15 protein-coding genes are annotated in these 17,196 nt (G+C 71.4%); 4 read left to right on the top strand and 11 right to left on the bottom strand.

Features of this window, described 5'->3' with window-relative positions:
• Position 1: 1 nt before the first annotated feature.
• Both carB and carA read right to left on the bottom strand, forming a co-directional pair.
• Positions 2 to 3,250, bottom strand: a complete 3,249-nt coding sequence (carB, locus tag LUTJ29_RS0110520; protein WP_027072474.1) for a carbamoyl-phosphate synthase large subunit — start codon at positions 3,248 to 3,250, stop codon at positions 2 to 4.
• A gap of 140 nt (positions 3,251 to 3,390) precedes the next feature.
• Positions 3,391 to 4,515, bottom strand: coding sequence for a glutamine-hydrolyzing carbamoyl-phosphate synthase small subunit (carA, locus tag LUTJ29_RS0110515; RefSeq protein ID WP_027072473.1), 1,125 nt, complete (start codon positions 4,513 to 4,515; stop codon positions 3,391 to 3,393).
• Between the two features lie 181 nt (positions 4,516 to 4,696).
• Here carA and LUTJ29_RS18115 point away from each other — a divergent pair, with 181 nt between their 5' ends.
• On the top strand, positions 4,697 to 5,197 hold the full coding sequence (locus tag LUTJ29_RS18115; protein ID WP_051322922.1) for a hypothetical protein: 501 nt from the start codon (positions 4,697 to 4,699) through the stop codon (positions 5,195 to 5,197).
• On the opposite strand, the gene dapB is transcribed toward LUTJ29_RS18115, so the two are convergent.
• The 5 genes from dapB to hrcA all read right to left on the bottom strand — a co-directional run bounded on the left by dapB (position 5,194) and on the right by hrcA (position 10,869).
• Positions 5,194 to 5,910 (bottom strand): 4-hydroxy-tetrahydrodipicolinate reductase, encoded by a 717-nt coding sequence (gene dapB, locus LUTJ29_RS0110505; RefSeq protein WP_084524833.1) that lies wholly within the window; start codon positions 5,908 to 5,910, stop codon positions 5,194 to 5,196. The genes LUTJ29_RS18115 and dapB overlap by 4 nt on opposite strands.
• Before the next feature lie 52 nt (positions 5,911 to 5,962).
• Positions 5,963 to 7,087 carry a molecular chaperone DnaJ gene (gene dnaJ, locus LUTJ29_RS0110500; protein WP_027072471.1) on the bottom strand — a complete coding sequence of 375 codons (1,125 nt, stop codon included), beginning with the start codon at positions 7,085 to 7,087 and terminating at the stop codon, positions 5,963 to 5,965.
• A 132-nt stretch (positions 7,088 to 7,219) separates the two neighbouring features.
• Positions 7,220 to 9,142 carry a molecular chaperone DnaK gene (gene dnaK, locus LUTJ29_RS0110495; protein WP_027072470.1) on the bottom strand — a complete coding sequence of 641 codons (1,923 nt, stop codon included), beginning with the start codon at positions 9,140 to 9,142 and terminating at the stop codon, positions 7,220 to 7,222.
• A 98-nt stretch (positions 9,143 to 9,240) separates the two neighbouring features.
• A complete protein-coding gene (gene grpE / locus LUTJ29_RS0110490) occupies positions 9,241 to 9,762 on the bottom strand; it encodes a nucleotide exchange factor GrpE (RefSeq protein ID WP_027072469.1) in 522 nt (173 codons plus the stop codon).
• A gap of 42 nt (positions 9,763 to 9,804) precedes the next feature.
• Entirely contained in the window at positions 9,805 to 10,869 is a 1,065-nt protein-coding gene (hrcA, locus tag LUTJ29_RS0110485) for a heat-inducible transcriptional repressor HrcA (protein ID WP_027072468.1), read from the bottom strand.
• Positions 10,870 to 11,008: 139 nt separating this feature from the next.
• Between hrcA and recN the strand changes: the two genes are divergently transcribed.
• On the top strand, positions 11,009 to 12,679 hold the full coding sequence (gene recN / locus LUTJ29_RS0110480; protein ID WP_027072467.1) for a DNA repair protein RecN: 1,671 nt from the start codon (positions 11,009 to 11,011) through the stop codon (positions 12,677 to 12,679).
• Positions 12,680 to 12,752: 73 nt separating this feature from the next.
• Here recN and LUTJ29_RS0110475 read toward each other — a convergent pair whose 3' ends face one another.
• Positions 12,753 to 13,157 (bottom strand): Fur family transcriptional regulator, encoded by a 405-nt coding sequence (locus LUTJ29_RS0110475; protein WP_027072466.1) that lies wholly within the window; start codon positions 13,155 to 13,157, stop codon positions 12,753 to 12,755.
• Positions 13,158 to 13,268: 111 nt separating this feature from the next.
• Between LUTJ29_RS0110475 and LUTJ29_RS0110470 the strand changes: the two genes are divergently transcribed.
• Entirely contained in the window at positions 13,269 to 13,661 is a 393-nt protein-coding gene (locus LUTJ29_RS0110470) for an outer membrane protein assembly factor BamE (RefSeq protein ID WP_027072465.1), read from the top strand.
• Here the strand turns inward: LUTJ29_RS0110470 and LUTJ29_RS0110465 are convergent.
• Positions 13,658 to 13,927 (bottom strand): RnfH family protein, encoded by a 270-nt coding sequence (locus LUTJ29_RS0110465; protein WP_027072464.1) that lies wholly within the window; start codon positions 13,925 to 13,927, stop codon positions 13,658 to 13,660. The genes LUTJ29_RS0110470 and LUTJ29_RS0110465 overlap by 4 nt on opposite strands.
• 2 nt (positions 13,928 to 13,929) lie before the next feature.
• On the bottom strand, positions 13,930 to 14,358 hold the full coding sequence (locus LUTJ29_RS0110460) for a type II toxin-antitoxin system RatA family toxin (protein ID WP_027072463.1): 429 nt from the start codon (positions 14,356 to 14,358) through the stop codon (positions 13,930 to 13,932).
• Between the two features lie 39 nt (positions 14,359 to 14,397).
• On the opposite strand from LUTJ29_RS0110460, the gene smpB reads away from it, so the two are divergent.
• Positions 14,398 to 14,892: an SsrA-binding protein SmpB gene (gene smpB, locus LUTJ29_RS0110455; RefSeq protein WP_027072462.1), complete on the top strand. Its 495-nt coding sequence runs from the start codon at positions 14,398 to 14,400 to the stop codon at positions 14,890 to 14,892.
• A gap of 15 nt (positions 14,893 to 14,907) precedes the next feature.
• Here smpB and LUTJ29_RS18110 read toward each other — a convergent pair whose 3' ends face one another.
• Positions 14,908 to 17,130 (bottom strand): CHASE domain-containing protein, encoded by a 2,223-nt coding sequence (locus LUTJ29_RS18110; RefSeq protein ID WP_051322921.1) that lies wholly within the window; start codon positions 17,128 to 17,130, stop codon positions 14,908 to 14,910.
• Positions 17,131 to 17,196: the final 66 nt, after the last annotated feature.

Here is a 17,196-nt window from a genome sequence, read left to right as displayed (position 1 = left end):
CTCAGACGGCCGTGCGCAGGCTTGCGTGCAGCTCCTGCAGCGACCAGACCGGCCCGCTTCCGCGGTAGTCCAGCGAATGCAGGAGCGCGCGCGCGCCCGCCACGGTGGTGGAATAGGTCACGCGCTGCTGCAGGGCCTCGCGCCGGATCGAGAACGAGTCGGCGATGGCCTGCCGTCCCTCCGTGGTGTTGACGATATACGCGATCTCGCCGTTCTTGATCAGGTCCACGATGTGCGGGCGGCCCTCGATCACCTTGTTCACCTGCTCGCACTCGATGCCATTGTCGCGCAGCCAGGCGGCGGTGCCCGAGGTGGCCACGATGCCGAATCCACGCTCGACCAGGTTGCGGACCACCGGCAGCACGCGCTTCTTGTCCGGGTCGCGCACCGAGACGAAGGCCTTGCCCGGCGGCGGCGCCTTGATCCCCGCCGCCTCCTGCGCGCGCGCGAACGCGGCGCCGAAGCTGCGGCCCACGCCCATCACCTCGCCGGTCGAACGCATCTCCGGGCCGAGGATCGGATCCACGCCCTGGAACTTGGCGAACGGGAAGATCGCCTCCTTGACCGAGTAGTAGTCGGGCACGATTTCCCGGGTCGCGCCCTGCTCGGCAAGGGTCCGACCGGCCATGCAGCGCGCGGCGATCTTGGCCAGCGGCAGGCCGGTGGCCTTGGACACGAACGGCACGGTGCGCGACGCGCGCGGGTTCACTTCCAGCAGGAAGATGGTGTGGCTGCCGTCGTCCTCGGTCTGGACCGCGAACTGGGTGTTCATCAGGCCGACCACGTTGAGCGCCTTGGCCAGCGCCATCACCTGCCCGCGCAGGCGGTCCTGGACCTCGGCCGGCAGCGAGTACGGCGGCAGCGAGCACGACGAGTCGCCCGAGTGGACGCCGGCCTCCTCGATGTGCTCCATCACGCCGCCGATCAGCACGTTGCCGTCCCTGTCGGCGATCACGTCGACGTCGACCTCGACCGCGTTGTCGAGGAAGCGGTCGAGCAGCACCGGCGAGTCGTTGGACACCTTGACCGCGTCGCGCATGTAGCGCGCCAGGTCGGCATCGGCATGCACCACTTCCATCGCGCGGCCGCCGAGCACGTAGCTCGGGCGCACCACCAGCGGGTAGCCGATCTCGCGCGCCAGCACCTGCGCCTCCTCGGCGCTGCGCGCGGTGCGGTTGGGCGGCTGCTTCAGGCCCAGTTCGTCGACCAGCTTCTGGAAGCGTTCGCGGTCCTCGGCCAGGTCGATCGAGTCGGGCGAGGTGCCGATGATCGGCACCCCGTTGGCCTCCAGCGCGCGCGCCAGCTTGAGCGGGGTCTGGCCACCGTACTGCACGATCACGCCCCTGGGCTTCTCCAGCTCGACGATCTCGAGCACGTCCTCGAGCGTGAGCGGCTCGAAGTACAGGCGGTCGGAGGTGTCGTAGTCGGTCGAGACCGTCTCCGGGTTGCAGTTGACCATGATGGTCTCGTACCCGTCCTCGCGCAGGGCGAGCGCGGCGTGCACGCAGCAGTAGTCGAACTCGATGCCCTGGCCGATCCGGTTCGGGCCGCCGCCGAGCACGATGATCTTCTCGCGGTCGGTCGGCTCCGCCTCGCACTCCTCCTCGTAGGTGGAGTACATGTAGGCGGTGCTGGTGGCGAACTCCGCCGCGCACGAGTCCACGCGCTTGTACACCGGCTTCACCCCGTGCGCGCGGCGCAGGGCGCGGATCGCCGACTCGTCGGTGCCCACCAGCTGGGCCAGGCGCGCGTCGGAGAAGCCCATGCGCTTGAGCGTGCGCAGGCGCCTGCCGTCGAGCGCGTCGATGCCGGCGGCCGCGACCTCCTTCTCCGCGCGCACGATGTCCTCGATCTGGTCGAGGAACCAGGGATCGACGAACGACAGCGAGAACACCTCGTCCACCGACAGCCCGGCGCGGAACGCGTCGGCGAGGTGGAACAGGCGCTCGGGGCCTGGCTCCTTGAGCTCGCGGCGCAGGGCGGCCAGGTCGTTCTCGTCGGACAGGTCCAGGCCGGTCGGGTCGAATCCGACCTTGCCGGTCTCCAGCCCGCGCAGGGCCTTGTGCACGGACTCCTGGAAGGTGCGGCCCATCGCCATCACCTCGCCCACCGACTTCATCTGGGTGGTCAGGCGCGCGTCGGCCTGCGGGAACTTCTCGAACGCGAAGCGCGGAATCTTCGTGACCACGTAATCGATGGTCGGCTCGAACGAGGCCGGGGTGCGGCCGCCGGTGATCTCGTTGCGCAGCTCGTCGAGGGTGTAGCCCACCGCAAGCTTGGCCGCGACCTTGGCGATCGGGAAGCCGGTGGCCTTGGAGGCCAGCGCCGAGGACCGCGACACGCGCGGGTTCATCTCGATCACCACCACGCGACCGGTCTGGGCGTTGACGCCGAACTGGACGTTCGAACCGCCCGTGTCCACGCCGATCTTGCGCAGCACCGCGATCGAGGCGTCGCGCAGCCGCTGGTATTCCTTGTCGGTCAGGGTCTGCGCCGGGGCCACGGTGATCGAGTCGCCGGTGTGCACGCCCATCGGGTCGAGGTTCTCGATCGAGCAGACGATGATGCAGTTGTCCGCCTTGTCGCGGACCACCTCCATCTCGAACTCCTTCCAGCCAAGCACCGACTCCTCGATCAGGACCTCGTGCACTGGCGACAGTTCGAGGCCGCGCTTGACGATCTCCTCGAACTCCTCGCGGTTGTAGGCGATGCCGCCGCCGCTGCCGCCGAGCGTGAACGACGGCCGGATGATGGTCGGGTAGCCGACCTTCGCCTGGATCTCGACCGCCTGCTCGAAGCTCCTGGCGACCTCGGCCCGCGGGCACTCCAGGCCGATCTCCTGCATCGCCACCCGGAACAGCTCGCGGTCCTCGGCCATGCGGATGGCCTCGCGCGAGGCGCCGATCAGCTCGACGCCGTACTTCTCGAGCACCCCGTTGTCGGCCAGGTCGAGCGCGCAGTTGAGCGCGGTCTGGCCGCCCATCGTCGGCAGCAGCGCGTCGGGCTTCTCCTTGGCGATGATCTTCTCGACCGTCTGCCAGTTGATCGGCTCGATGTAGACCGCGTCCGCCATCTCCGGGTCGGTCATGATGGTCGCCGGGTTGCTGTTGACCAGCACCACCCGGTAGCCCTCCTCGCGCAGCGCCTTGCACGCCTGCGCGCCCGAATAGTCGAACTCGCAGGCCTGGCCGATGACGATCGGGCCGGCGCCGATGATGAGGATGGTCTGGATGTCAGTGCGCTTGGGCATTCGTTCCTCGGTCTTTCGCGGACGCGCCCGGGGGCGGCCGTTGTGTCTGGTCCGGGCCAGGCCCGGCGGCGCCGCGCGTGCGCGGCCGTGGTCCGGCGGTCACAGGCCCCGCGGCGCGGAGCCGTGCCGCCCCTGCGCGCTCAGGCGCGCGCTTCGAGCGTGGCGATGAAGCGGTCGAACAGCGGCGCCACGTCGCAGGGGCCGGGCGAGGCCTCGGGGTGGCCCTGGAACGAGAACGCCGGGGCGTCGGTCAGCTCGATGCCCTGGTTGGTGCCGTCGAACAGCGAGCGGTGCAGCACCCGCACGTTCGGCGGCAGGCTGGATTCGTCCACCGCGAAGCCGTGGTTCTGGGAGGTGATCATCACCCTCCCGTCCTCCAGCGACTGCACGGGGTGGTTGGCGCCGTGGTGGCCGTTGGCCATCTTCACGGTCTTCGCCCCGGCCGCCAGCGCAAGCAGCTGGTGGCCCAGGCAGATGCCGAAGACCGGCACCCTGGCCGCGATGATCTCGCGGATGGCGGCGATGGCGTAGTCGCACGGCTCCGGGTCGCCGGGGCCATTGGACAGGAACACGCCGTCGGGCCTCATCGCCAGCACTTCGGACGCCGGGGTCTGCGCCGGGACCACGGTCAGCTCGCAGCCGCGCTCGGCCAGCAGGCGCAGGATGTTGCGCTTGACCCCGAAGTCGTAGGCGACCACCCGGAAGCGCGCCGGCACGCGGCGGAACTCGCCGCTGTCCAGATCGAGCGTGCCCTCGGTCCAGGTATAGGGTTCCGGCGTGGTGACTTCCTTCGCCAGGTCCATGCCCTTGAGACCGGGGAACTTGCGCGCGGCCTCGAGCGCCTTGTCGACGTCGATGTCGCCGGCCATCAGCGCGCCGTTCTGGGCCCCGCGCTCGCGCAGCAGGCGGGTCAGGCGGCGGGTGTCGATGCCGGCGATGGCGACGATGCCGCGCTCGTTCAGCCATTCGGGCAGCGCGGCCTGCGCGCGCCAGCTGCTGGGCCGGCGCGGCACGTCGCGCACGATCAGCCCGGCCACCCACGGACGCGCGGCCTCGTCGTCCTGGTCGGTGCAGCCGGTGTTGCCGATGTGCGGATAGGTCAGCGTCACCAGCTGGCGCGCGTACGAGGGGTCGGTGAGCACTTCCTGGTAGCCGGTCATGGCGGTGTTGAACACCACCTCGCCGATCGACAGGTCGGGCGCGCCCACGGATACGCCCTCGAACACGGTGCCGTCTTCGAGGACGAGGATTGCGGTTTGGGTCACTGGCTTCGCCTACGTGGGGTTGCAAAAAACCGCCGGAGCGGGGGGAAGCCGGTCCGGAAGCGGGGGGAATCAGGCGAGCGGGAATGATACCGGCCGGGACCGGAAAAGGAAAACCCGCTGTACAACCGGCCGGGCCCTCGCTAAGTTTGTTGCGAACGGTACCGTGCGTCCGGGGGGGGCAATGAACGGAAAGACCGTGTATGCGAAGACCGCGGCCGGCCAGCAGGAGATCGGGGAGCGCAAGGCCGGCCTCGACATCCGCCAGCGCCGCCTGCTGATCCTGGTCGACGGCCACCGCTCGGTGGACGAGCTGCGCCAGGTGTCGGGCCTCCAGGATGCGCTGGCCCTGCTCGAGAGCCTCCAGGCCAAGGGGCTGGTGTCCCCCGTCGCCGGCGCTGCTCCGGCTCCCGCACCCGGCCCAGCCCCGGCCGCCGCCGCGGCCGCCTCCGGCCCCGCGCCCGCGGCGGCCGCGGGAGGCGATCTGCGGGACCGTCGACGCCGCGCCGCCCATGCCGTGAACGAGATGCTGGGGCCGATGGGCGAGGACCTGGCGCTCAGGCTCGAGGAGGCGAAAAGCGAAGACGTGCTCGAACAGCTCCTGGAGCGCGCCCGGACGGTCATCGGCGACGTGCGCGGCAAGGCCGCCCTCGCCCGCTTCGAGCAGCTGCTCGTCGAGGACTAGCCGGCGAACAGCAGTCCGCGCAGCCCGTAACGCCCGGGCGGCCGGCCGGCCAGCCGCGCGGCGGCCACCAGCGCCCCCTGGGCGAAGATGTCGCGGTTGCCTGCGCGGTGGACCAGTTCGATCCGCTCGCCGGAGCCGGTGAACTGGACCAGGTGCTCGCCGACGATGTCCCCGGCGCGCAGGCTGGCGTAGCGGGGCACGGCCCCGCCCCGCGCGGCCGATTCGCCCAGGGCCAGGGCGGTGCCGGAGGGGGCGTCGCGCTTGTGCACGTGGTGGGACTCGACGATATCGCAGTCCCAGCCCGGCAGCGCGGACGCGGCGCGCTCGACCAGTTCGTCGAGCACCGCCACCCCCACGCTGAAGTTCGCCTGCCACAGCACCGGGATCGCCGTGGACGCGCCCTCCAGCGCCTCGCGCTGGGCATCGGACAAACCGGTGGTGCCCGACACCAGGGCGCATCCGCGCGCCCGGCACAGGGCCAGGACGGGATCGAACCCTTCCGGCAGGCTGAAATCGATGGCGACGTCGAAGTCCGGGGCCCCCGCCAGTTCCGAGGCGGCGAACACGGGGATCCCGTCGACCACGCGCTGGTCCACCCGCCGCTGCACCGCCGCCACCACGGCGACGTCGGCGCGCTCGGCCGCCAGGCGCAGCAGCGCGCGCCCCATGCGGCCGGATGCGCCGTGGATGAGGAGTCGGACGGGATTGCCCATGGCGGCAGGCTAGCCGCGCACCCGGTCGCCGGCAAGCCCGGCGCGACCGGGCTCAGGAGGTCATGCGCTCCCAGAATCCGCGCACGCCGTCGACAAAGGTGCTCGACTTGGGCGAATGCTTGCGCGCGCCGTCGCCGACGAAGGTGGCTTCGAACTTCTCCAGCAGTTCGCGCTGCTCGGCGGTGAGGTTGACCGGGGTTTCCACCACCACCTTGCAGTAGAGGTCGCCGCGCGCACGGCTGCGCACGGACTTGACGCCCTTGTCGCGCAGCCGGAACACCCTGCCGGTCTGGGTCTCGGCCGGGATCCGGATCTCGGCCTCGCCGTCGAGCGTGGGCACGCGGACGGTGTCGCCGAGCGCGGCCTGCGAGATCCGGATCGGCACCTCGCAGTGCAGGTCGTCGCCGTCGCGTTCGAAAATCGGATGCGGACGCACCCGCACCTCGACATACAGGTCGCCCGGGGGGGCGCCCGCGGGCCCGGCCTCGCCCTCGCCCGCCAGGCGGATGCGGTCGCCGTTGTCCACGCCGGCGGGGATCTTCACCGACAGGACCTTCTTCTGCTCGATGCGGCCGTTGCCGTGGCAGGTGCGGCACGGATTGACGATGACCTGGCCACGGCCGTGGCAGTGCGGACACGGCTGCTGCATCGAGAAGATGCCGCGCTGGAAGCGGACCTGGCCGCGGCCCATGCAGGTGGTGCAGGTCTCGAGCCTGCGGTCCTCCGAGCCGGTGCCGTCGCAGTCGCGGCACTCGGCCAGGGTCGGGATCTCGATGCGCTTCTCCGCGCCCGAGACCGCCTCCTCCAGGTCCAGCTCCATCACGTAGCCGACGTCGGCGCCGCGGCGCGGGCCGCGGGCGCCACCGCCGCCGAAGATGTTGCCGAAGATGTCGCCGAAGATGTCGCCCATGTCCGGGCCGAATCCCGGCCCCGCACCGCCGCCGCCCATGCCGTGCTCGAACGCCGCGTGCCCGTGCTGGTCGTACATGCGGCGCCTGCCGCCGTCCGACAGGACCTCGTAGGCCTCCTTGCATTCCTTGAACGCGGCCTCCGCCGCCTTGTCCCCCGGGTTGCGGTCCGGGTGGTACTTCATCGCGCAGCGGCGGTAGGCCTTCTTGATGTCGGCCTCGCTGGCGTCGCGCGGGACACCGAGGACCTCGTAGTAGTCGCGTTTCATCGCACCGGGGTTCGGGAATCGGGTCGGGGGTCGGGCCTGCGGGCGTCCCGCGGACGGGCGCCGGGCCGGGGGCCGGGACCCCAGGCGCGTCGCGCCCGGCGGGTCCCGGTCCTGCCGACCGGCGCCGCGGGCTTACTTCTTCTCGTCGTCCTTGACCTCGGTGAACTCGGCGTCCACCACGTCGTCGCCGGAGGCGGTCGAACCGCCTGCCGCACCGCCGGCCGGGGCGCCCTGCTGGCCCGCGGCCGCGGCCGCGAACAGCGACTGCGCCGCCTCCTCCAGGGCGCGGGTCTTGGCCTCGATCTGGCCCTTGTCGTCGCCCTTCATCGCCGCCTCGACGTCGGCGATCGCGGACTCGACCCGGCCGATCACGTCGCCCGGCACCTTGTCGCCGTTCTCCTTCACCGCGGTGCGGGCCGAGTGCACGAGCGCGTCGGCCTGGTTGCGGGCGGTGACCAGCTCCTGGAACTTCTTGTCCTCCTCGCGGTGCGCCTCGGCGTCGGCGACCATCCGCTGGATCTCCTCCTCGGACAGGCCCGAGCCGGCCTTGATCTCGACCTTCTGCTCCTTGCCGGTCTTCTTGTCCCTGGCCGATACGTGCAGGATGCCGTTGGCGTCGATGTCGAACGACACCTCGATCTGCGGCATGCCGCGCGGCGCCGGCTCGATGCCGGTCAGGTCGAAGCGGGCCAGCGACTTGTTGAAGCGGGCCTGCTCGCGCTCGCCCTGGAGCACGTGCACGGTCACGGCCGACTGGTTGTCCTCGGCGGTGGAGAACACCTGCGAGGCCTTGGTCGGGATCGTGGTGTTCTTCTCGATGATCTTGGTCATCACCCCGCCCAGGGTCTCGATGCCCAGGCTCAGCGGGGTCACGTCGAGCAGCAGCACGTCCTTGACGTCGCCGGCCAGCACGCCGCCCTGGACCGCGGCGCCGATCGCGACCGCCTCGTCCGGGTTGACGTCCTTGCGCGGCTCCTTGCCGAAGAACTCCGAGACCGCCTGCTGCACCTTGGGCATGCGGGTCTGGCCGCCGACCAGGATCACCTCGCTGATGTCGCTGGCGCGCAGGCCGGCGTCGTTGAGCGCGGTGCGGCACGGCTCGAGGGTCTTCTTCACCAGGTCGTCCACCAGCGCCTCGAGCTTGGCCCGGGTCAGCTTGATGTTCAGGTGCTTCGGGCCCGAGGCGTCGGCGGTGATGTAAGGCAGGTTGACCTCGGTCTGCTGCGAGCTCGACAGCTCGATCTTGGCGCGCTCGGCCGCGTCCTTCAGGCGCTGCAGGGCCAGCGGGTCCTTGCGCAGGTCGATGCCCTGGTCCTTCTGGAACTCCTCGACCAGGTAGTCGATCACGCGCTTGTCGAAGTCCTCGCCGCCGAGGAAGGTGTCGCCGCTGGTGGCCAGCACCTCGAACTGCTTCTCGCCGTCGACCTCGGCGATCTCGATGATCGAGATGTCGAACGTGCCGCCGCCCAGGTCGTACACGGCCACCTTGCGGTCGCCGCCGGACTTGTCCAGGCCGTAGGCCAGCGCGGCCGCGGTCGGCTCGTTGATGATGCGCTTGACGTCGAGGCCGGCGATGCGGCCGGCGTCCTTGGTCGCCTGGCGCTGGGAGTCGTTGAAGTAGGCCGGGACCGTGATCACGGCCTCGGTGACCTTCTCGCCGAGGTAGTCCTCGGCGGTCTTCTTCATCTTCTCGAGGATGCGCGCCGAGACCTCCTGCGGCGACAGCTTCTTGCCGTCGCTGGTCGCGACCCAGGCGTCGCCGTTGTCGTGCTCGATGATCGCGTACGGCACCAGGCCGAGGTCCTTCTTGACCTCGGCGTCGGTGAACTTGCGGCCGATCAGGCGCTTGACCGCGTAGAAGGTGTTCTTGGGGTTGGTGACCGCCTGGCGCTTGGCGGACGCGCCGACCAGCACCTCGCCGTCCTTGGTGTAGGCGACGATCGAAGGCGTGGTCCGGTCACCCTCGCTGTTCTCGATGACCTTGGCCTTGCCGCCGTCCATGATCGCCACGCACGAGTTGGTCGTGCCCAGGTCGATGCCGATGATCTTTGCCATGATGGGTTTCCCTCTGGAATCTGTTCTGTTGGCGGCAGGCCGCCGATGCTGCGTATCTGGGGCTGGAGCGGCGCCGCTTCAAGCGCCGCGCCGCGGATTCAGGCGCCTTCCTCCCCCGCCACCGACACCAGGGCCGGCCGCAGGAGCTGGTCGTGGAGCACGTAGCCCTTCTGGAACACCTGGAACACGGTTCCGGCCGGGACCTCGGCGGTCTGGACCACGCTCATCGCGTTGTGGCGCTCGGGGTCGAACGCATCGCCCGGGGCCGGGGCGACCTCGACCAGGCCGTTGTTCTCGCACACGCGCGACAGTTCGCGCAGGGTCAGGACCACACCGTCGCGCATCGGGTCCTCGGCGGCGGCGGCGTTGAGCGCGGCCTCGAGGCTGTCGAACACCGGCAGCAGGTCGCCCAGCAGCTGCTTGTTGGCGAAGCGGCAGGCGTTGCGCACGTCGCGCTCGAGGCGCTTGCGCTGGTTCTCGATGTCCGCCCGGTCGACCAGCATCTGGGCGCGGAGCTGCTCGAGCTCGGACTCCAGGGCCTGGATCCGCTCCTCGGGCGTGGGCGTAGGCTGTTCGTCTGCCGCGTGCGCGGCGGCGTCTTGCGTCGGTTCGGTGGTCATGTCCTGGCTGCTGGGCGGTCGTCAGGCCGCCGATCCGCCCAGCTATGGGGCCGGCGGATCCGGATTCAAGGCGGCCCCCAGGACCTCGGCCGTGGCCTGCACCACCGGGATGACCCGGTCATAGGCCATCCGGGTCGGGCCGATCACCCCCAGCACCCCCAGCACCTTGCCGGGCCGGCCGTACGGCGCGGTGACCAGCGAGACGCCCTCCAGCGGGGCCAGGCCGGTCTCCTCGCCGATGAAGATCCGCACCCCCGGGGCGCGGATCGTGCGTTCGAGCAGCTGCAGGATCTCGCGCTTGCGGGCGAAGGCCTCGAACAGCTCGCGCAGGCGGTCGAGGTCGCTCAGGTCCTGGACCCCGATCAACCGGTTCTGGCCGGCCACCACCATGTCGTCGTTGTCGACCGGGGCCAGCGCCTGCTCGGCCAGCTCGACCGTGTGCGAGAGCAGCGCCTCCATCTCGTCGCGCGCGGCCTGCAGCTCGCGCACCAGGGTGGCGCGGATCTCGGCCATGGACCGGCCGGCGAAGTGGGCGTTGAGGTAGTTGGCCACCCGCTCGAGCTCGGCCGCGTCGTAGGGGCGCCGGACCTGGATGATCCGGTTCTGCACATCGCTGTCGGCGAACACCAGGATCGCCATTACCCGCTGCGCGTCCAGCGGCACGAAGTCGATGTGGCGGAACGCGAACTGCTCGCGCCGCGGCACCGACACCACGCCGACGAAGTGGGTCATGGCCGAGACCAGCTCCGAGGCGTTGCCGAGCAGGGCCTGGGTGCTGCCGCTGCCGCCGCCGGCGAGTTCCCCGCGCAGCCGCACCACCTCGGCATTGGGCAACGGCTGCACCTGCAGCAGCGAGTCCACGAACACCCGGTAGCCCTGCGCGGTCGGGACCCGCCCGGCCGAGGTATGCGGCGCCGACAGCAGGCCCTGCTCCTCCAGGTCGGCGAGGATGTTGCGGATCGTCGCCGGGCTCACGTCCAGGCCCGAGTGGCGCGCCAGCGTCTGCGAGCCGACCGGCTCGCCGTCGCGGATGTGGCGCGCGATCAGGGTACGCAGCAGCTGCCGCGCGCGGGCATCGAGTCGGTCGTGGGCGGTCCTGGCGGCCATCGTCCCCGATTAAATCCCCGCGCACCCTGCCCTGCAAGCCGGCCGCCGCGAGCCTGAACGCGTCGGCGGGGAAGACGGCCTCCGGGCGGGCGGTCCACCGTCTCGGCTCCTGCGATGGCGGCGACTACACTAGCGGCCCATGCTCAGGCGCCTGACCCTCCGCGACTTCGCCGTCGTCCCGGCCTCCGAACTGGAGTTCGGCCCGGGCATGACCGTGATCTCGGGCGAGACCGGCGCCGGCAAGTCGCTGCTGGTCGACGCGCTGGGCTTCCTCTCGGGCCTTCGCGCCGACGCCGGCGTGGTCCGCCACGGCGCCGGACGGGCCGAGCTGCACGCCGAGTTCGACACCGCCGACGCGCCCCAGGCCCTGGCCTGGCTGCGCGAGCAGGAGTTCGACGAGGGCGAGGCCTGTACCCTGCGCCGCACCCTGCGCGCCGACGGCGGCTCGCGGGCGTGGATCAACGGCCGTCCGGCGACCCTCGCCCAGCTCTCGCAGCTGGCCGGGCTGCTGGTAGAGATCCACGGCCAGCACGAGCACCAGGCGCTGCTGGAGAAATCCAGCCAGCTGGCCCTGCTCGACGCCTTCGGCGGCCATGCCGCGGAGCTGGCCGCGGTGCGCGCGGCAGCGGCCCGCTGGAGCGCGCTCGAACGCGAGCGCGAGGCGCTTTCGCGCACCGGCGACGTCAGCGAGCGCCTGGCCTGGCTCGACCACCAGATCGGCGAGCTCGAGCGCGAGGACCTGCGCCCCGAGGCGATCGAGTCGCTGGTCGCCGGCCATCGCCGGCTCGCGAATGCCGCCGGGCTCATCGCCGCCTGCGACGGCGCCCTGGCCGCCCTGGCCGGCGACGACGGTCCGAGCGTGCTGCAGGGCCTGGAGCAGCTGCGCGGCGGCCTGGCCCGCGAGCGCGCCCACGAGCCCAGGCTGGACGAGGTCGATGCCCTGCTCGACTCCGCCGCGATCCAGATCGGCGAGGCCGGGCTGCTGCTCCAGCGCATCCGCGACGACCTGGACCTGGACCCGTCCCGGTTCGAGGAGCTCGACGCGACCCTCGGCCGCCTGCACGACCTGGCGCGCAAGCACCGGGTGGCGCTGGAGGAACTGGAGGGCCGGCGCGAGGCGTTCGAGGCCGAGCGCGACGCCCTGCTCGATGCCGGCTCCCGCCTGCAGCGCCTGGACGAGGAGATCGCCGCGGCCGCGAAGGCCTGGCGCGACGCGGCCGACGCCCTCGGCCGTGCCCGCGCCGCCGCGGCCGAACGCCTGTCCGCCGCCACCACGGCGCTGATCGCCGAACTCGGCATGGGCGGCGGCCGCTTCGAGGTCGCCCTGGAGCCGCTCGGGCGCGACCGGCCCGATCCGCAGGGCGGCGAGCGGGTCGAGTTCCTGGTGTCGGCCAATGCCGGCCAGCCGCCGCGTCCGCTGCGGCGGGTGGCCTCGGGCGGCGAGCTGTCGCGGATCTCGCTGGCGATCGAGGTCGCGGCGCTGGGGTCGGACGCGGTGCCGACCATGGTCTTCGACGAGGTCGATTCGGGCATCGGCGGCGCCGTGGCCGAGATCGTGGGCCAGAAGCTGCGCGCGCTCGGCGCCAGCCGCCAGGTGCTGTGCGTGACCCACCTGCCCCAGGTGGCCGCGCAGGGCCACGCCCACTACCGGGTCAGAAAGTCCGAACGCGACGGCGCGACCCACAGCACGGTGGAACTGCTGGGCCCGAAGCAGCGCCAGGAGGAGCTGGCGCGGATGCTGGGCGGCGTGGAAGTGTCGCGCGAGGCCCGCGCCGCCGCGCGCCGCCTGCTGGCCGCCCACGAGGCCTGACCACGGCGGCAGGAACGGCCGCCCGTCCAGGGTGCGGGGTTCGCGGCGCGGCGCCCGGGCGGGCGTCGCGCGGTCAGCGCTTCCTGCGCACGTAGAGCACCAGCGAATGCTCGTCGAGGATGTAGCCGTGCTCGTCGGCGATCCGGTTGAGCAGTTCCACGATCTGCGGGCTCTCGAACTCGGTGATCTGCCCGGAGTTCATGTCGACCATGTGGTAGTGGTGGTCGCCGCGGTCGAGCTCGTACAGGGCGTGGCCGCCCTCGAAGTTGTGCTTGATCACCAGGCCCGCGGCCTCGAACTGGGTCAGCACCCGATAGACCGTGGCGAGGCCGATTTCGTCGCCCTGCTCGAGCAGTTGGCGGTAGATGTCTTCGGCCGTCATGTGCTGGCGCGGCGTCTTCTGCTCCAGCAGGGCAAGGATCCGCATCCTGGGGTGCGTCACCTTCAGGCCGGCCTTGCGCAAATCCATCGATTCCATGGGGTCTCCGTTCACAGGCGGTTAAACGCCAGCTGCCTGGGATGCCGGTGTCGAGGCGCCCGGAGTGTATCATCGCGGCTGTCCCGCCGCCCTTCCGCAGGCCCGCGCTCCATGACCATCGCACGCATCGCGTCCATCGCCCTGATCGCCCTGGCCACCGCCGGTTGCGGCATGCTCTACAAGCAGCCGATCTACCAGGGCAACCTCATCGAGAAGGACGCCGTGGACCAGCTGCAGCCGGGCATGGACAAGCAGCAGGTGCTGCTGCTGCTGGGCACGCCGTCGATCGCCGATCCGTTCCACCACCAGCGCTGGGACTACACCGCCAGCCAGCGCCTCGGCCGCCGCGGCGACACCGAGGTCCGGAACCTGACCCTGTACTTCGACAACGACCGCCTCGCGCGCTGGGAAGGCGACTACTTCCCCGAGCAGGACAAGGAGTTGTCCGAGCGCATGCGCCGCTTCGGCAACCTGCCGAAGGAAAAGGGCAACCGCCGCCGCTAGCGCGGCCTGCGTCCCGCCTGCGCCTGCGCGCGCCGGCGACGGCTTTCCTTCGGGTCCGCCAGCAGCGGCCCCAGCAGTTCCACCCGGTCGCCATCGGCCAGCGGCGCGTCGCCGCGCACGCGCATGCCGTGCACCGCCACGCCCGCCACGCCCTCGCGCGGCAGCCGCGTGGCGCGCAGCGCATCGTCGACCGTGGCCCCGGCGGGAAGCTCCAGCTCCTCGGCCTCGAACCGCTCCGGCCACGCCCGGACCACCTGCACCCGCATCGTCAGTCGCCCCGGTCGGCCACGCGCACGAAGTCGTCGACCATGCGGTCGGCCAGCCCGCGCATCCCCACCGAGAGCACCGGCAGCATCAGCGCGCGCTGGGGCTCGAAGTCCAGCGACAGCGACACCTTGCACGCGCTCTCGTCCAGCGCATGGAACAGCCACCGGCCGCGCAGCCGGCGGAACGGGCCGTCGCGCAGGTCCATGTCGATCCGGCGCGGCGGGTCGAGCGTGTTCTCGGTCGTGAACCAGGTGTTGAAACCGCCCAGCCCGAGTTCCAGCCGCGCCAGCATCCGGCCCTCCCCCTGTTCCAGCACCTGGGCCCGCTTGCACCACGCGAAGCGCCGGGGGTAGGCGGTGACGTCGTTGACCAGGGCGAACATCCGGTTGGCGGAGTGTTCGACCAGGGCGCTGCGTTCGATGGTGGTCATGTGCTCGCGTCGCCGGCCAGGTTCGGGGAGAATGGCCGGATGGGAAAAAAGAGCGGCAAGGATAAGGCAAACGGCGACCGGACCATCGCCCTGAACCGGCGCGCGCGCCACGACTACCACCTCGAGCAGCGGTTCGAGGCGGGCATCGCGCTGCAGGGCTGGGAGCTGAAGGCCATCCGCGCCGGCCGGGCCAGCATCGGCGAGGCCTACGCCATCGTCCGCGACGGCGAGCTGTACCTGTTCGGCGCCCAGATCACCCCGCTGATCCAGGCCTCGAGCCACGTGGTCGCCGACGCCCACCGCACCCGCAAGCTGCTGCTGCACCGGCGCGAGATCGACAACCTGATCGGCCGCGTCCAGCGCGAGGGCTACACCCTGGTGCCCACCGCGATGTACTGGAAGGGCAACAAGGTGAAGGTGGAACTGGCCCTGGCCAAGGGCAAGCAGGCCCACGACAAGCGCCAGGCCGCGCGCGACCGCGACTGGTCACGCGACCGCCAGCGGGTGATGCGGGCCCACAACCGCAACGCCTGAAGCGGCGCCGCGGCTTCAGTCCGCCTCGTCGTGTCCGTCCGGATGCGACTCGTGGTGGCGCTCGGGCAGCACGAAACGGAACGTCGCGCCCTGCCCGACCGCGGCCTCGGCGGTGATGCTGCCGCCGTGGCGGTCGATGATGCGCTTGACCGTCGCCAGGCCGATCCCGTGGCCCTCGAACTCGTCGCTGCCGTGCAGGCGCTGGAACGGCCGGAACAGCTTGGAGGCGTAGGCCGGCTCGAACCCGGCGCCGTTGTCGCGCACCCGCAGCGCCACCATCCCCGGCGCCGGCTGCGCCTCGGGGTCGCGGCCGAACTCGATCCTGGCGTGCGGGCGGCCCGCGGTGAACTTCCAGGCGTTGCCGATCAGATTCTGCAACAGGTTGCGCAGCAGGGCGGGGTCGCCGCAGGCCTCGATCCCGGGCTCGACCACCGTTTCCACCATGCGCCCCGGCTCGGCCTGGCGCAGCTCTCCGATGACCTCCGTGGCCAGGCGGCTCAGGTCCACCTGCGCCTGCTGCAGCGGCTCGCGCGTGATCCGCGACATCTTCAGCAGCGCGTCGATCAGCTCGTCCATCCGGTTGGCGGCCTTGCGCACCCGGGCCAGGTAGTCCTGTCCGTCCGGGCCGATGGACGCGCCGAAGCGCTCGCCCAGCAGCCGGCTGAACCCCTCCACCGTGCGCAGCGGCGCGCGCAGATCGTGGGACACGCTGTAGGCGAACGACTCGAGCTCGTGGTTGGCCAGGGTCAGTTCGCGCGTGCGCTGCGCGACCCGCGCCTCAAGGGTGCGGTTGAGCAGGCGCACCTCGCGCTCGGCGCGCAGGCGGTCGGTCACGTCCTCGACCTGCACCAGTGTGGCGACGTCGCTGCCCACGTCGCCCGGCACCGGCGAGCGCACCAGCTCGACCAGGCGGATATCGCCGTCGCTGCGCAGCAGCTTGCGGGTCGCCGTGGAGTGGCCGTCGCCTGTGGTGGCGCCGGTCTCGGGATCGACGAAGCAGGCATCGAACGCGGTCCCGGGCAGTCCCTCCGGGGCGACGCCCAGGATCCGGGCCAGCGCCGGGTTGGCCTCGACGATCCGGCCCTGCCCGTCCAGCAGGGCGATGCCGCTGGCCGAGTACAGCATGGCGTTGCGGAAGCGCTGTTCGCTGCGGCGGTAGGACTCGCTCATCGCCTCGGCCAGGCGTTCGGCGCGCGACTGGGTATGGGCGAGCGTCAGCACCACCGCGAACAGCAGGAACGAGACGATCAGCCCGGCCCCCACGTTGGCGTGCAGGTCCGAGGCGGCGCCCGCGCCGCCCCCGGCCTGCGGCGACTGGAAGTCGACGCGCCAGGTCCGGCCGTAGAGATCGATCGTCTCCGAGTGGACCAGCACGTGGTCGTCCGACTGCTCCCTGAAGCCCGGGGAGACGAACACCTCGCTGGCCTGGCCACCCGGCCCGACGTCGACGATGCGCAACTCCTGCGCCGCGTCGAGCTGGTGCAGCGCGCTCTCGACGAACGTGCGCACGTGGAACGGCGCGTAGATCCAGCCCGACATCGCGGTGCGCCGGGCCTGGACGTTGCCCGGCAGGATGCCGTTGGCGTAGATCGGCGCGTACATGAGCAGGCCGTTGCGCCGGCCGTCGCCCCCGCGCTGGATCAATTCGACCGGGGCGCTCAGGCGCACCTCGCCGCTGTCGCGCGCGGCCTCCATGGCGGCCCGGCGCACCGGATGCGAGAACATGTCGAATCCGACCGCGCTCATGTTGCCGATCGACTGCGGCTCGAGCATCAGGATCGGGCCGTAGATCTCGCGCACGCCGTGCGGCCGGATCTGGAACAGCCCCTTGCCCTCGTCGCGCATCGCCAGCTGCAGCGCCTCCAGGTCGGTGCGCCGCAGGTAGGGGACGTAGCCCAGGCCGAGCAGTCCGTGGAACTGGCGCTCGATGTCCAGGCCACCGACGTAGTCGCGCCACTGGCGCTCGGTCGGCCGCGACACCGACCAGTACAGCGACACGCCGCCGCGCAGCGCCAGCTCGTAGTGCAGCAGGCGCTGGCGCAGCAGCATCAGCACCTCGCCGCTGCGGGTCTGGAACTCGGCCTGGCGCGCCCGCTGCTCGCGTTCGCCGGCGGCACGCGCGTACATCCAGACCAGCAGCAGCGAGCCGGCCAGGATCACGAGCGCGAGCAGGTACCCCCGCCGCGCGGACGGGCGGGCGGGCCCGGGCGTGCTGTCCCCTGGCTGGGTGCGGCTCATGGCCACAGGATAGCGGCACGCCCGCGCCTAGGGAGCCTGAACGCGCGCCGCGGCCGCCCTTGCGTG

Origin of the sequence: Luteimonas sp. J29, assembly GCF_000472505.1 — a bacterium.
GTDB lineage: Bacteria > Pseudomonadota > Gammaproteobacteria > Xanthomonadales > Xanthomonadaceae > Luteimonas.
This window is presented reverse-complemented; position numbering and strand designations above follow the sequence as displayed.

Bases quoted from the DNA above. Each gene is read 5' to 3' on its own strand.
- grpE (WP_027072469.1), bottom strand. From the start codon at position 9,762: ATGACCACCGAACCGACGCAAGACGCCGCCGCGCACGCGGCAGACGAA.
- dnaK (WP_027072470.1), bottom strand. From the start codon at position 9,142: ATGGCAAAGATCATCGGCATCGACCTGGGCACGACCAACTCGTGCGTG.
- carB (WP_027072474.1), bottom strand. From the start codon at position 3,250: ATGCCCAAGCGCACTGACATCCAGACCATCCTCATCATCGGCGCCGGC.
- LUTJ29_RS0110470 (WP_027072465.1), top strand. From the start codon at position 13,269: ATGACCATCGCACGCATCGCGTCCATCGCCCTGATCGCCCTGGCCACC.
- LUTJ29_RS0110475 (WP_027072466.1), bottom strand. From the start codon at position 13,157: ATGGAATCGATGGATTTGCGCAAGGCCGGCCTGAAGGTGACGCACCCC.
- hrcA (WP_027072468.1), bottom strand. From the start codon at position 10,869: ATGGCCGCCAGGACCGCCCACGACCGACTCGATGCCCGCGCGCGGCAG.
- recN (WP_027072467.1), top strand. From the start codon at position 11,009: ATGCTCAGGCGCCTGACCCTCCGCGACTTCGCCGTCGTCCCGGCCTCC.
- smpB (WP_027072462.1), top strand. From the start codon at position 14,398: ATGGGAAAAAAGAGCGGCAAGGATAAGGCAAACGGCGACCGGACCATC.
- LUTJ29_RS18110 (WP_051322921.1), bottom strand. From the start codon at position 17,130: ATGAGCCGCACCCAGCCAGGGGACAGCACGCCCGGGCCCGCCCGCCCG.
- dapB (WP_084524833.1), bottom strand. From the start codon at position 5,910: ATGGGCAATCCCGTCCGACTCCTCATCCACGGCGCATCCGGCCGCATG.
- dnaJ (WP_027072471.1), bottom strand. From the start codon at position 7,087: ATGAAACGCGACTACTACGAGGTCCTCGGTGTCCCGCGCGACGCCAGC.
- LUTJ29_RS0110460 (WP_027072463.1), bottom strand. From the start codon at position 14,358: ATGACCACCATCGAACGCAGCGCCCTGGTCGAACACTCCGCCAACCGG.
- LUTJ29_RS18115 (WP_051322922.1), top strand. From the start codon at position 4,697: ATGAACGGAAAGACCGTGTATGCGAAGACCGCGGCCGGCCAGCAGGAG.
- LUTJ29_RS0110465 (WP_027072464.1), bottom strand. From the start codon at position 13,927: ATGCGGGTGCAGGTGGTCCGGGCGTGGCCGGAGCGGTTCGAGGCCGAG.